The organism is Deltaproteobacteria bacterium (assembly GCA_022340465.1).
Taxonomy (GTDB): Bacteria; Desulfobacterota; Desulfobacteria; order Desulfobacterales; family B30-G6; genus JAJDNW01.
In genome coordinates, this window is the sequence record JAJDNW010000054.1 from 1 (window position 1) to 13,981 (window position 13,981).

Below are 13,981 nucleotides of genomic sequence, written 5' to 3' on the forward strand. Positions count from 1 at the left end.
TACAAGGGACGTGACCCAAAGCTCCAGCGGCTTACCGCCATTAAAACCATTCGCTTTATAGACGATTTTGACGAAGAAAAGGTGGAAAAGGTCAAGGCCCATTTCTATCACGAAGCGGAGGTCGTGGCCCGCCTGTCACACAAGAACATCGTTAAGATTTACGATGTCGGCGAGGACCTGGACCTTTCCTACCTTGCCATGGAGTACCTGGAAGGCGAAAGCCTGGAACGTTCGTGTCGTGCAAAAAGGCCCCTCCCCATTATCCGGGCCGTGGACATCATCGCGCAGGTGTGCGACGCACTCGATTATGCCCACGCGCACGGAATCATTCACAGAGATGTCAAGCCCGGCAACATCATGGTGCTCAAAAGTGGAGAGGTGAAAGTCACGGATTTCGGGATTGCCAGGGCAGCGGGAAGCACTAAAACACGCACGGGAATTATCAAGGGGACTCCGTATTACATGTCCCCGGAACAGGCGCGTGGATTGACCCTGGATGGAACGGCCGATATTTTTTCACTGGGGGTGGTCCTCTATCAGGTGTTGACTGGGAAGTTGCCTTTTACCGGCGAGAACTTGGCGGCGATCATGTATCAAACGGCCAATGTCGATCCCGAATCACCCGTAACGTACAACCCGGAGGTCGGGCGGCCCCTGGTGGACGTCATCAACCGGGCCTTGGCCAAAAATCCGGAAAGGCGCTATCAATCGGCCGGACAGATGGCCGGCGATTTGCGGCGCGTGAAAATGGCGCTCGAGTCCCGGGACGAGGATGGGGATTTGCTGCAGAAGGAAACCGGACGTGGGGGGGAGGTGGAAATATCTCCTTCGTTGGGCAGGGGCGAAGCCGATAGGCTTCAAACAACGTCCGCTGGAAAAAGGGAGAAAGAAGATTCCCCGCAGGAAGCGCTGGATTTTGCGGACCTGGACAGGGTCCTGTCGGCCGACATGCGCGCTGAAACAGGGTCGCGGCCGACGGGAACCGTCGTTTTGCAGCGTGATGCCAACGGCGAGGTCGGCGTAACAAAAGCGAACGACGCCCGCCGCGACACCGGCCCTCACGGTTATGCAGGAGCGAACGATGACGCAGCCGCGGCGATTCCGCTGTCCACGTCAACCGGCACCAGCTCCTATCGGGCCGTAAAAACAGCTGACGGAACCCGGGGAGAAGACGGCCGCCGCGGATCGACCGTCGCAGAGGCAGGGGGGCGCAGAGGCGGCGGCGGTTCCCGACCGCGGCCGATGTTGCGGCATCGCTTTGTCCTGTCCGGGCTCGTTGGATTGCTGCTGTTGGGAGCCTTTGGTGGCGGGTATTTTATTTTCTGGAAAAGCCAGGAAAAAGAGCAGGAGCTGAGGATGCAGGAACAGCAGCGGGTGCTTTTCGAAAAAATCATGCAGGAAAAGATGCTCGAAAAGCAGCGCCTGGCAAACGAGGAAAAGCAAAAACAGACTGCGCTCGAAGAACAGAAAAGAGAAGATGATCTAGAGCGACAGGAAGCGCAGCGTATCATAAAACAGAAGCTCGAGGAAGCCAGGAGGAAACAGGAGGCCCAACGCCGGGCCAGACTGGAGGAAGAAGAAAGAAAAAAACGGGAGGAGGTCGAAAAAGAACGCCTGGCGAAAGAGCTGGAAAAGAAACGCCAGGCAGAGCTGGAGGCCCGGCGCAAAGCCGAAGCCGAGCGCAAGGTGCGCCTGGAAAAGGAGGCAACCGAGACATTGCGCCGGCAGGAGATTGCCGGTGTCGAAAAATACAAACTGGCGGCTGATGCTTTGCGGCGGGGGAAAAAGTATTTCGAGGCAGGAAAGGCATATGAGAAAGCCCTTGAGATGATCGACAAAAGCCGTTTTCGTTCAGATGCCGTCCTGGCAGCCTACCGCCGGGAAATAGAGACGGCGCTGGGTGCAGATGACATCGTTTACGGTTCGAAGGGGTATGTGCTGTACAAGGGCGAGTGGATGACGCCGGAAGCCAAGGAATTGGCCCGTTACAGCGAAGGCTATGTGAAATACAAGGGAAAATTCGTGCAGTACACGACGTTGGCCGGAACCCTCGATAAGTTGTGTTCACCCCAGGTGGAAAAGTACCTTGCACAAAAATACAGCGGCCAAACCGTGCATTCGAAAAACATCGTTTTTCAGAAGGCCGTCCTGAATCGCAACAATGCGGATTTTTCAGAATATTCCGTTTTCCACAACTGGAAGGTCTGGACCTTCAGGGGGGTTGACGAGGGTCTTTGCGTTATCGATGTCCGCTACACCGTGAGCACGGACAGGTGGTCGCTGCTCAAAGGGTGCGAGTAAACCCCGGCGTTGCAAAGGCCGGAGGGATTCAAAATTGACAAGAAAAAACGGACCGATGACCAGTAACAAGGTAAAAGCCTGCCAGCCGAGGGGCGGTATTGTTCCTCGGCAATCGTTGTGTCTTATTTTGGGTTGTAGACCCGATAAAAAATGAAACATTAACCAATAGTTACCATGCTGTATATACAACATAGGGGTTGAGGATGTCGCTAACAGGGGACATACGGTCCTTTTCACTTTCCGCCATAGGGCGCCTTCTGCACCAGGAAAAAAAAACCGGCATCTTGAGCGTGCACTCCGGCGACCGCGAAACGAAAATTTATTTTCGTGCGGGCGACATCGTATTTATCAGCGGCGCACTTGCGGCGGAACTTTCCCTGGGCGCGTTGCTGAAAGAAAAAAAGCTGGTTACCGATGCGGAAATCGATTTGTCGCTCGAAATTGCCAAAAGTGAGAACAAGCGCCTCGGTGTCGTGTTTCTCGAAAAAGGGTTCATATCTCAGAAAAAGCTGGTTAACATCCTGAATTACCAGTTCAAGGAGGCGATTTCCAACGTTCTCACATGGCGTGCGGGCAGTTTCAGCTACGAAGATGGTATCGAGGGATTCGTCGAGGACATTCGGCTGAAGCTGGATCCCATTCGCCTGGTTGCCGAAGCGGAGAAATGGAAATCCTACCGCTCGCTGATTCCAAATGATCGCGTGATATTCCATATCAAGGCAGGGGCGCTCAAGGCCGACCGTTTTTCCGCAGACGGATCCCTGCGCGTGATGCTGCTGATAGACGGGAAGAGGGATGTGGCCAAGATTATTGCCGAAAGCGGATTGTCCCGTCTGGCGGTGTACCGCGCCCTTTCAGCTCTGGCCGCTCAGGACGCCATCGAAGTCCAAGGCACGGCTGGGGCACCGGGGACCGGCGCCGGACACGATATGGCGGTGATCGTTGGCTATTACCTGGAGGTCATCCATGCGGTTACGACGGATATCTCACTGGAACTGGGTGAAAAAAAAGCGTACGGCATGCTGCTCAACGCTTTGGAGAACGCACCTGCCAGCCATTTGTTGGCAGGTGCCGTGGTGCCGGGTGACAGCCCGGGCGAAAATACGGGCCGTGTTTGTGAACGCCTGGTGAAAAGCGGCTCTCCTGTAGGGACGGCATCCCTCGAAGCGGCTTTCAAGGCCGTCATTTTCCATCTGCTCAGAGAAAAATACCATGTTCTCGGGTTCAAGGCCGTCAGGAACACGCTTTTAAGGCTCATCACCTCGGCCGAACGGCTGCAGGATGAAACCGGGAGCGTGGCCGAGAGCGTGTTGCCGTTTTTTCGCACGCTTGCCGGCGATAAAGGCTTGTTCAGCGGAAAAAAGGCACTGTCCACCGGCGGAGGAACCACCGAAGCGGGTGCCGATGCCTCCAAAGGTGCCGGGCAAAGCCTGGAAAAGACCGGCGGTGCCGCCATTATCGCTTTTTACAGCCGGGTTATCCAGATGGTAACCCATGAAATGGAAACGGAGATCGGCGGCAAGGTGTATGCTTTGCTTAACCGGATAATGGAAAACTCGGAATATTACGACAGATTCCTGTCACAGTACCGTGTGGACGACGGTATACAGGAAAATGTGGAGCGCATCCGCGGACACATCGCACGTGAAGGTCACCGGCTGGCAAAAAACAGCTTCGTTTCCGGGTTTCAACAGGTGCTCATAGCACTTTTGACGGAAGAACAGCGGCTGCTGGGGGAAAAATCGGCCAGGGCGACCGTGCATAAGATTGAGGGTTTTCTTGCGAACATCTCCGAGGACACATTCAGGCCTTTGATCATGAACCTCATTCCGACGCTTAAGAGAATCATATAAGATGAAAGCCAATTTAAATTACTGGATGGCGCAAGTGTTGATTCTAGTCTTCTATGTCATGACGCTGGTGATCTACAGCAGAGCCAGATACGAGTACATGGGCGGTAAAATCGGCAAGGCCATCAACCTGATCGTGTTGTTTCTTCTGTTCCTGTTTCTCTCGGACATCGTCGATTACTTTTTCATAATGCTGGTGCCGCTTGCAGCGGACACCATATTGATCATCAAAATACTGCTGAGGCTGGTCGCCATATGCGTGCTGTTTTTCGGCGGCATGCGCTTTTTTTCCGGCCGGTCGGCACCGGTGGAGATTGTCAGGCAGACCGTCGCCCTGGGAGGCGGCACGCAAGCAGCGCCCAAGCCAATGGAGAAGCCTGTCGCGGCCGTTGACAAGACCGTCGTGATCGAGGGCGATGCAGGAACGACGCCCATGCTGGGCAGGTACGAAATCATCGAACAGTTGGGAAGGGGCGCCATGGGGATCGTTTACAAAGGGCGCGACCCCAAACTGAACCGCCTGACTGCCATCAAAACGATCCGTTTTTCCGATGAGTTCGACGAATCACAGGTTGTGCAGATCAAGGAGCATTTCTATCGGGAAGCCGAGGTCGTGGCAAAGCTTTCCCACCCCAATATCGTCACCATTTACGATGTCGGTGAAGACCTGGACCTTTCCTACCTGGCCATGGAGTACCTGGAGGGAGAAAACCTGGATAAATTTACGCACAGGGAAAATCTGTTGCCCATCAAACGGTGCATCGACGTGGTTGCCCAGGTGTGCGAGGGCCTGGATTATGCACATCGGCACGACATCATTCACAGGGACGTCAAGCCCGCCAATATCATGATGATGAAAGACGGCGTCGTCAAGGTGATGGATTTCGGCATCGCACGGGCGACCACCAGCACCAGAACGCGCACCGGCGTTATCAAGGGGACGCCTTATTACATGTCTCCCGAACAGACCCAGGGGAAAAAACTGACCGGCCAGTCGGACATCTTCTCGCTGGGCGTCGTGTTCTACCAGCTGATAACCGGAAGGCTTCCTTTCGACGGTGACAATATGGCTGCAATCATGTACCAGATCGCCTCGGTTGAACCGGAATCGCCAGCCACTTACAACCCAAAGGTCAACCAGGCCGTCCAGGCGATCCTCAAACGTGCGATGGCAAAATCGCTTCAGAAAAGATACCCGTCTGCGGGGAAGATGGCAGAACATCTGCGGCTCTTGAGCCGTAAGATGGATGAGCGGCGATAACGGGCGACCCGCTCAGTTTCCGGCCCCCCTATGCAGCGCGATTTCCACCCTCCGGTTGGCGGCACGCCCTTCTTTGGTTTCATTGCCTGCGATGGGATCTTCGGGGCCTTTCCCGGCCGCATGGATTTGGGACGGCGCGACTCCCTGACCGGTTAGATAGGATTTAACCACGTTGGCCCTGAATTCGGAGAGACGACGGTTGTAATCGTAGTTCCCCAAAGAGTCCGTGTATCCGGTGACCTGAACGTCGATTTCCGGTACTTGCTTGGCCACGTGGGCGATACGGTTCATCATGGCATACGCTTCATCCGAAAAATCGTTCGAATCCATTTGAAAGCGGATAATGAATTTTTGATCGAGGGTAGCCTGTATCTCGGCTTCTGACAGGACGGGGCTATTGTCGGGCTTGCGTGCGGAGGAAGCGCCCGATGTTTCACCGTTCGCTGCGGTTGGGACGGCAACGTTTCCCAAACCGGACGGGGCCGTGGTTTCATCCGCTCGGGGGGAGACTTCCGGGGTAGCTTCCTTGGGTTGTTGGATAGCAGTCGCGCCTTTTTCGTTGCCCATGGCCGGCGTGGCGGACACTGCCGGCTTTTCAGGCCCCCCCACGTCCTGGAAATAAAAAAGACCGGCCGCGACTGCCAGAAGGCCCAGCAGAAGAACGGAAACCGCGGTGCCCACCAAAGACCTTCGCCAGGGAAGGAATAAGGCGCTCAAAAATGACTCCCGCTCGGTTTTTTTTCTGTCGTCGGAGACTTTTTCCGTTTCAATGCTGAGCTCCTCGGCACACTCCTTTACGATGCGTGCGTCGATCTTCTTTTTTCCCCTGGCAAATGCGGTCAGCAGGGCATGGTCGCAGATGACATTTATCAGGCGCGGGTAGCAGTTCGAGAAGGAGGTAACTTGATGCACGGCACCGGCACTGAACAGGGGGGTGTCGCAACCGGCGACAGCGAGACGGAATTTAATGTACTCCGTCACTTCTTTGGCGGGAATGGGGCCGATGCTGTAGCGGGTCGTGATGCGTTGAAGCAGCGCCCTGTTCCTGTTTTCCAGGAGGGTGTCGTTGAGTTCGTTCTGTCCGACCAGAAAGATGTTGAGCAACTTGGCGTCCTGTGTTTCGATATTCGACAATTGCCGGATTTCCTCCAGCATTTCGTGGTTGAGACGCTGGGCTTCGTCGATGATGATCAGCACCCGTTTGCCGGTATCGTGGGCTTTGTGCAGGAAATGAATGAAATGAACGAGAAAGTCACCCTTGCTGGTAAATTGTTTGTCGATGTTGAAAGCGCTGACCAGAAAATTGAAAAAATCGATTTTTTCCAATCCGGGGTCGGAAACGGTGGCCACGAGCGTGTTATTATCGAGGCTGCCCAGTAAGCTGTTGATGAGGGTCGTTTTGCCGGTGCCGACATCACCCACGAGGAGGAGAAAACCGCGATTGTCGTGAATGCCGAACTTCAGCCGCGCCAGCGCCTCCTTGTGTGTTTCTCCTAGCCACAAAAAACGTGGATCCGGGCTTATCTGAAAAGGCTTCTCTTTCAGCCCAAAATGGGAAAGATACATATTCTCCTTTCAGCGGTGACAGCAGCCCACGGCGTTTGGAGGGGGCTTACTCAAACCTTCGGTTCTCCCGGACGTCGCTGATTTAACATGTTGTTATTTCATCGTTAGTTTTGTATATAATGGAAACGCCAAATCGTGTCAACGGTACTTTAAGAGGAATATGCCTATGAAAGCGATCCGCGGTATGTACAGGGGCCTGTGCGGGTCCGTGCTGATTCTGATTGTGATGCAGCCGTTCATCATGACCGCCCATGCTTCCGAGGGTGTGGCAAATGCCGGCATGGATGTGATCTTCGTACTCGACAACTCGGGCAGCATGATCAAAAACGATCCCGGCTTCATAACCAAAACAGCCGTCATTAAATTCCTGGAAGGGCTGGCCAAGGAAGTGAGGGTGGGAATGGTGATTTTTGATACGAATGCCCGCCTGGTGGAGCCGCTTTCGTCGATAACGACGGCCGAAAGCGCCGAGGGATTTTTGGATGGCCTTGGGGAGATCACATACAAAGGCCAGTTCACCAACACGCCGGCAGGTGTCGAGAGAGCGTTGTACGAGTTGAAAACCAACGGGAGACCGGCCGCAAGGAAAGCGATCATTCTTCTTACGGACGGCATCGTCGACACCGGGAACAGGGAACAGGATCTCGAGTCCGAAAGGTGGTTGAAGGAAACGCTCACCAGCGAGTGTGAAAAGCGGGGCATACGGATTTTCGGTGTTGCCTTTACAGAAGACGCCGATTTTCGCCTGATGCAGACCCTGGCCGCCAAAACGGAAGGGGAATATTTCAGGGCTTTCACCGCAGATGAGGTTCAAACGGTTTTTCAGAAAATAGATGACATGGTTTCGTCAGCGGTGGAAACGACGAACACCGCCCTCCAGGCGATTGAGAAGGGCTCCCCGCCGCCACCGGAGAAAGCACCGGTAACCGCCGATATTAAAAAAGCAAAAGCACCCGGGAAAGAGGAAACGGGGCGTGCACTGATGCCCCTGCTGCTGGTTGCCGTGGTTCTGGCCGGCGTGCTACTGATTTATGTCACCTTTGTCCGTAGAAAGAAAACGGTCATGGTCAAGCCGGATCCGCAATCCCAGAAACCGCCCTCCGGCACGGCCAGGGGAAAAGGGTCCATCGGTCAGGCCGAACTGATCGACACGGAGAATGTCATCTCCACGGAATCCATAACCCTCCCGCTCAACCGGGAGTCGGTAAGCATCGGGAGGGATCCGAGCAATGATATCGTCATTCCCAGGGAATCGATTTCAAGCCTGCACGCTACCATCGATTACAAGAACGGATACTACCATCTGGAGGATCACCGCAGCACGAACGGTACGCGTTTGAACGACAAACCGCTGAAAGAAAACAATCCGGTGCGACTGAAAAGCGGCGATAAAATTCATTTTGCCATATATGAGTTCCGGTTCCTGATGCACGACTTTGCCCCTTACGGCGAAACCGTCATGATCAGGAGGGACATGAAGGTTGCCAAAGAGTCGTGAAATGTGAGGCGTGGTATGTGAGCGGTAAAACGTGAAATGTGAGATGTGGGAAGTAAAACGTGAAACGTGAAATGTGAAACGTTAGACGTGAGAGGGAGTGGCTTGTTTTACGTCTAACGTCTTACGTCTCACGATTCACGTCTTTTTAACCGTACACCGTTTTACAGTTTATAGTTCAAGGCCGCACCTTTTTCGGCCGTGTTGGCCATCTTCGAATAGATGGAAAGGTAACCCTTGCCGTCCTTGCCCCGGGGGGGGGACCAGTTTGCCAGCCTGCGGTCTATTTCTTCGTCCGTTAGACCGATTCTCAGTCGCTCACCGGGTATGTCTATCTCGATCAGATCACCGTCTTCCACGATGGCCAAAGGACCCCCGGCAGCGGCCTCGGGTGTGATGTGCGCCACGGCACAGCCTTTGTTGGTGCCGGAGAAGCGCCCGTCGGTCATGAAGGCGATTGTGTCGGAGAGCCCTTTGGCCGAGAGCTGCCAGAGGAAGCGCTGCAAAAGGCGCATGCCGGGGTCTCCTTTGGGGCCCACATTTCTGACAACGACCACGTCGCCCCTTTTCAGACGGCCTTCTTCGAGGGCTTTGCAGGCGGATTCTTCCGAAACAAAAATGCGTGCCGGACCGTGATGACGGTGCATGGCGGCAGGCACGGCCGATTTTTTGATTAACGCACCTCCCGGCGCCAGGTTTCCCTTCAGAAAGATGAGCCCCCCCTCGGATGACAACGGCTTTTCCAGGGTGCGGATGACCACCCCGTCGCCGTCTGCGGCCGATTTCAGATTTTCGCTCAAGGTGGCGCCGGTAACCGTCATGACATCCCCGGCCAGAAGGGGCTGCATGGTCTTCATGGCCGAGGGCAGACCCCCGGCCTCGTCGAAATCTCTGAGAAGGTGCCGGCCGGATCCGGACGGGGCGATGTCGCACAAAAGCGGCGTTTTGCGGCTCACTGCGTTGAAAACTTCCAGGGGGATATCTATGTCCAACTCGGCCGCTGTGGCCTGGAGGTGAAGGACACCGTTGGTCGAGCCGCCCACGGCCATCAGGACGGCGATGGCATTTTTAAAGGCGTCCATGGACATGATGTCCGAGGGCCTGACACCCTTATTGTGGAGTCCGACCACCTGCCTGCCGGCCTGGAAGGCCAGGCGCATCAGCCGCGAATCCGCTCCCGGTGTGGTGGCGTTCCAGGGTAGGGACATGCCCAGCGCCTCGCTCAGGCAGGCCATGGTATTGGCGGTGCCCATGACCGGACAGGCACCGCAGCCCGGGCAGCCGCGCTCCCGGATGTCGGCATAAGACCGGCCTTGTAAGCGGCCGGCCTTGTAAGCGGCATAATGCCGGGGGGCGACATCCAGGGGGTCGACAACTTCCCCCCGGTAGGTATTGAGCTGCATGTAGCCGCCGGTAACCACGACGGCGGGGAGATCGAGGCGGGCGGCAGCCATCAGGTGGGCCGGGATCACGTCGTCGCACACCGGCACGAACACCATGGCGTCGAAAAGGTTGGTCATGGCAACGGTTTCGATGTAACCGGCCACCAGATCACGGTGGGGCAGGTGATAGTTGTCGTGGCCCGCCATGCTGGTGCAGATCGAGCTGATGACAAATTCCCGGGGCGTCCCGCCGGCGGCCCAGATGCCCGCTTTGACGGCCCCGGTCACACGGTCCAGGTGAATGGCGGCCGGGTTGACTTCTCCCCAACTGCTGACAACGCCGATTTGCGGCCGTTCAAGGGCCTCGTCGCCGTAGCCGATGCCGCGTATCATGTTCTGGCGTTCCACCATGGCGTAATCGGGAAGGTGTTCATCCCTTTTTGGAATAGTAGTCAATGCCTTTTCTCCAAGCGTTAGGTATGCTGACGCGTGTTATTTCGCCTTCTGCTGTCATTTGCCCTTCGGGCGTAATTAACGCTTCGCGTGATATTTATGGTCGCTTTTAGCGGAAAGCGATTAGTGAGCATGAATTACAGCGAAGCAAATTACGGCAAAGCCAAAAGTGGTTGAATGCCCTAATCTTTCTATATGGCGCCCTCCGGCGGCATGCCGTTTTCATCCCAGCCGTGGAGGAGGTAATATTCCTTGAGCATGACGCGCAGCTCTTCCGGGGTGATGGCGTCGCCTGTCTTTTCGTTTTTGCGGAAAAATCCCTTGGAAAGCCACTCGTCTTCGGGCCCCATGCCTTCACGCAGGTTGAAGCGGCGGACGAGGGTGGCGATGGCTGCAGCACGCCTGCGAAGCGATTCCATGTCTGCATCGAGGCCCGTAAGCGCCTGAACGATCTGTTCCAGGGTTTCCCACATGTACATGTCCCGGTAAAAGCGGCACAACACCAGCGTGTCGAAAATGGTCAGGCGGTCTTCAAACTCGAGGAAAAGCTCGGCCTTGCCTTCGATTCTGGACGGGGGGATCATTCCCGTGAGCTCCGGTTTGTAAAAGGTCGCCCGCAGGTGGCAGGCCCCGCGGTCGGAGGTGGCGTAGGCCAGGCCCATCCCTTTGAGCACCCGCGGATCGTAGCCGGCCGGTTCCATCCCCTTGACGTGCACCGCGATCTCTTCGAGATCCCATTCTCTGGCGGCATGCTTGATCCCCTGTGCCAGCACGTCACCGATACCTTCGCGACGGCCGATCATGCGGAGCAGATCCGCGATGCGCTCCGCCTGGCCGTAATCCACCTCGTATTCGACTTTGCCGCGGCGGCTGGCTTCAATGGTGAAGGCGCACAGGTTGCCGGCCGTGATCGTGTCGATGCCCAACCGGTCGCATATGTCGTTGAGGTAGGCGATTTCCTCGATGCTGTCGATCATGCAGAGTCCGCCAAAAGCGTAAATGGTTTCGTATTCAGGTCCCTCCAGTTTCAAACCCGCGTGGCGGCCCTCCTTTACGGTGGTCATCCGGCCGCAGGCCATCAGGCACTTGGCGCAGGCGCGCGGTTTGACATCGCAGCGGGAGTGCAGACCGTCTGAACTGATCTTTTCCCACTGGTCATACCGCCCCTCGGCCCAATAGCGGGTGGGGAAGGCGTTGGCACCGTTGGTCACCTTGACCAGTTGGGAGGTGCCCATGGTTTTATAGGCGTGCACGCCGGGGTTGTCTTTGGCTTCGGACATGATGGCCTTGGAAAGGGCGGCCACGGCTTCGGCATCGTGGGGGGTTCGCGTTCGGTCGCCCTGGAAAAGCAGCCCTTTTATTTTTTTTGCGCCCAGCACGGTGCCCACGCCCGTCCGCCCGGCCGACCGCCACTGGTCGTTTTTAATGACGCCGAAACGGACAAGCTTCTCGGCGGCCGGTCCGATCACAACGGCCCCGGTCTTGCGGAATTGCCTGTCATCCCGGGTGTAGCGCTTGAGGACTTCCTCCTCGGCGGCGTAGGTCTCCAGACCCCACAGGTCGTCGGCCGCATGAAACATCACCGTTTCGGGTTGGATGCCGAGTACGACCGGGGAAGGGCTTTCGCCCTGGATGACGATGGCATCGAAACCGGCGGCATCGATGGCTTCCGGCACCTTGCCGCCCGAGTAGGATTCGGCATAAAGGCCTGTCTGGGGAGATTTGGTAAAGACACCGTATCGCGAACTCCCCCATATCCTGCTTCCGGTAACGGGGCCGGTGGCGAAAATAAGGATGTTGTCCGGGTGCAGAGGGTCCACGCCCTTGGGCATGAGGGTGTAGAGCAGGTATGAGGCCAATCCCTTGCCCCCGATATATGTTTCGTAGATCTCGTCGTCCAGGGTCTCCACCCAGTGTTCATGCCGGCCCACATCGATTCTCAGTATGCGTCCATAGTTCCCCTTCATATTCGTTCTCCTTTTTCATCGTATGTTGCACTAAAATGCGTAGCTGAAGCGAAAACTGGCCCCGCTGCCTGCAGTTGGTGGGAGGGTTCGCCGATTCCACCGACCAACCGGCGGAGTGGTCTGTCACTTGATAGCGACGAGGTCGCGTTGTAAAAAAGCGTGCACACACGTTTAATACTATAACGTTTTAGGCATCCTATCCATTGAATGTAGAGGTTGTCAAGTTGAAAGCGGCGGAATAATTTATCTTCATATTAAATTACGGTTGACACAGAAAATCTGTATTCGCTATATAATTAATGTATTGAGAACAATAAATATTAACTAAACCCTTTTAGTTAATTATCGATCAATCAGAAAGGAGGCGTGTCATGACAACAAACAAGGAACTTGGTGAAGGGAAAAGCAGCTTCGTTTCAAACGCTGTCAGCAATGTGTCCCTCAATTACATCGAATCCGCCAAGGGTGCCGTGCTTACGGACGTGGAAGGCAATGAATTCATCGACTTTGCCTGTGGCATCGGTGTGATGAATATCGGACACAGCCACCCCAAGGTGGTTGAGGCCATTAAAAAGCAGGCCGAAAAACTGGTGCACACCTGCTTCATGGTGAATCCCTACGAGTCGGCTGTAAAATTGGCCGAAAGGCTGTGCGCGTTGACGCCCGGGAATTTCCCCAAGAAGGCCTTTTTCTGCAACAGCGGTGCGGAAGCCGTGGAAAACGTCGTCAAAATCGCGCGCTATTACACCAAACGTCCCGCCGTGGTTGTCTTCGAGAATGCTTATCACGGCAGAACCCAGTTGACCATGACCATGACCAGCAAAATCAAACCTTACAAATTCGGCTTCGGGCCTTTCTGCCCGGAAGTCTATCGCATGCCTTTCGGCGATGAGGTCGGAGCCGACAAGCTCAAGGATGTTTTTATTAAAATCGTCAACCCGGAAGCCGTGGCGGCCGTCGTCGCCGAACCGGTGCAGGGGGAAGGCGGGTTTATCGTTCCGCCGGACGATTATTTCCCGGAGCTGATCGAGATATGTCACGACAACGGCATCCTGTTCGTTTCCGATGAAATTCAAAGCGGCATGGGACGCACCGGTAAAATGTTCGCCATCGAACACTGGGGTGTCGAGCCTGACCTCATCACTACGGCCAAAAGCCTGGCGGCCGGCATGCCGCTGGCGGCTGTGGTCGGCAAGGCGGAGATCATGGACGTGGTGCATCCGGGTGGCCTGGGCGGTACCTATGGCGGCAACCCGGTGGCCTGTGAAGCCGCCCTGGCGGTTTTGGATGTTTTCGAGGAAGAAAACATGCTGGAAAAATCGGTGGCCCTGGGTGAAAAGTTGTGGGCTCGCTTCGGTGAATGGAAGGAAAAGTTTGCCATCGTCAAGAGCATTCGCGGCAAAGGCGCCATGGTCGGTCTGGAGCTGGTCAATCCCAAAACAGGCCAGCCGGCCGCCGACGAGACCCTGCAGCTCGTCAAACACTGCCACGCCAACGGTGTGGTGGCCATCAGCTGCGGCTCTTACGGCAACATCATCCGCACCCTCGTGCCTTTTGTGATTACCGACGAACAGCTGGAAAAGGGGCTTTCCGTCGTGGAGGCCGGGATTTCGAAGATCGACGCATGATATCTCGCGCAGAGATCACAAGGGCACGCAGAGAATTTGTGATGCATGCGTAAGACATCATCTGTTCTCTTGGTGCCC

Annotated in this window: 8 protein-coding genes; 5 read left to right on the top strand and 3 right to left on the bottom strand. The window is 55.7% G+C overall.

Going from position 1 to position 13,981, the window contains the following annotated elements:
* The 3 genes from LJE94_08365 to LJE94_08375 form a co-directional block, all read left to right on the top strand.
* On the top strand, positions 1-2,301 hold a 2,301-nt coding region (locus LJE94_08365; GenBank protein MCG6910121.1), incomplete at its 5' end, for a protein kinase.
* 203 nt (positions 2,302-2,504) lie between these two features.
* Complete coding sequence (locus LJE94_08370) at positions 2,505-4,154, top strand: DUF4388 domain-containing protein (protein MCG6910122.1); 1,650 nt, start codon at positions 2,505-2,507, stop codon at positions 4,152-4,154.
* A gap of 1 nt (position 4,155) precedes the next feature.
* Positions 4,156-5,412 carry a serine/threonine protein kinase gene (locus tag LJE94_08375; GenBank protein MCG6910123.1) on the top strand — a complete coding sequence of 419 codons (1,257 nt, stop codon included), beginning with the start codon at positions 4,156-4,158 and terminating at the stop codon, positions 5,410-5,412.
* 12 nt (positions 5,413-5,424) lie between these two features.
* Here the strand turns inward: LJE94_08375 and LJE94_08380 are convergent, their stop codons facing one another.
* Positions 5,425-6,915, bottom strand: a complete 1,491-nt coding sequence (locus tag LJE94_08380; GenBank protein ID MCG6910124.1) for an AAA family ATPase — start codon at positions 6,913-6,915, stop codon at positions 5,425-5,427.
* Positions 6,916-7,144: 229 nt separating this feature from the next.
* Between LJE94_08380 and LJE94_08385 the strand changes: the two genes are divergently transcribed.
* On the top strand, positions 7,145-8,476 hold the full coding sequence (locus tag LJE94_08385) for a VWA domain-containing protein (GenBank protein MCG6910125.1): 1,332 nt from the start codon (positions 7,145-7,147) through the stop codon (positions 8,474-8,476).
* Positions 8,477-8,637: 161 nt separating this feature from the next.
* On the opposite strand, the gene LJE94_08390 is transcribed toward LJE94_08385, so the two are convergent.
* Together LJE94_08390 and LJE94_08395 are read right to left on the bottom strand one after the other, a co-directional pair.
* Positions 8,638-10,311 carry a dihydroxy-acid dehydratase gene (locus LJE94_08390; GenBank protein MCG6910126.1) on the bottom strand — a complete coding sequence of 558 codons (1,674 nt, stop codon included), beginning with the start codon at positions 10,309-10,311 and terminating at the stop codon, positions 8,638-8,640.
* 188 nt (positions 10,312-10,499) lie between these two features.
* Positions 10,500-12,275, bottom strand: coding sequence for an aldehyde ferredoxin oxidoreductase family protein (locus tag LJE94_08395; GenBank protein MCG6910127.1), 1,776 nt, complete (start codon positions 12,273-12,275; stop codon positions 10,500-10,502).
* A 371-nt stretch (positions 12,276-12,646) separates the two neighbouring features.
* Here LJE94_08395 and gabT point away from each other — a divergent pair, with 371 nt between their 5' ends.
* Positions 12,647-13,903: a 4-aminobutyrate--2-oxoglutarate transaminase gene (gabT, locus tag LJE94_08400; GenBank protein ID MCG6910128.1), complete on the top strand. Its 1,257-nt coding sequence runs from the start codon at positions 12,647-12,649 to the stop codon at positions 13,901-13,903.
* The last annotated feature ends 78 nt before the right edge of the window (positions 13,904-13,981 follow it).

Bases quoted from the DNA above. Each gene is read 5' to 3' on its own strand.
- LJE94_08370 (MCG6910122.1), top strand. From the start codon at position 2,505: ATGTCGCTAACAGGGGACATACGGTCCTTTTCACTTTCCGCCATAGGG.
- LJE94_08375 (MCG6910123.1), top strand. From the start codon at position 4,156: ATGAAAGCCAATTTAAATTACTGGATGGCGCAAGTGTTGATTCTAGTC.
- LJE94_08385 (MCG6910125.1), top strand. From the start codon at position 7,145: ATGAAAGCGATCCGCGGTATGTACAGGGGCCTGTGCGGGTCCGTGCTG.
- LJE94_08395 (MCG6910127.1), bottom strand. From the start codon at position 12,275: ATGAAGGGGAACTATGGACGCATACTGAGAATCGATGTGGGCCGGCAT.
- gabT (MCG6910128.1), top strand. From the start codon at position 12,647: ATGACAACAAACAAGGAACTTGGTGAAGGGAAAAGCAGCTTCGTTTCA.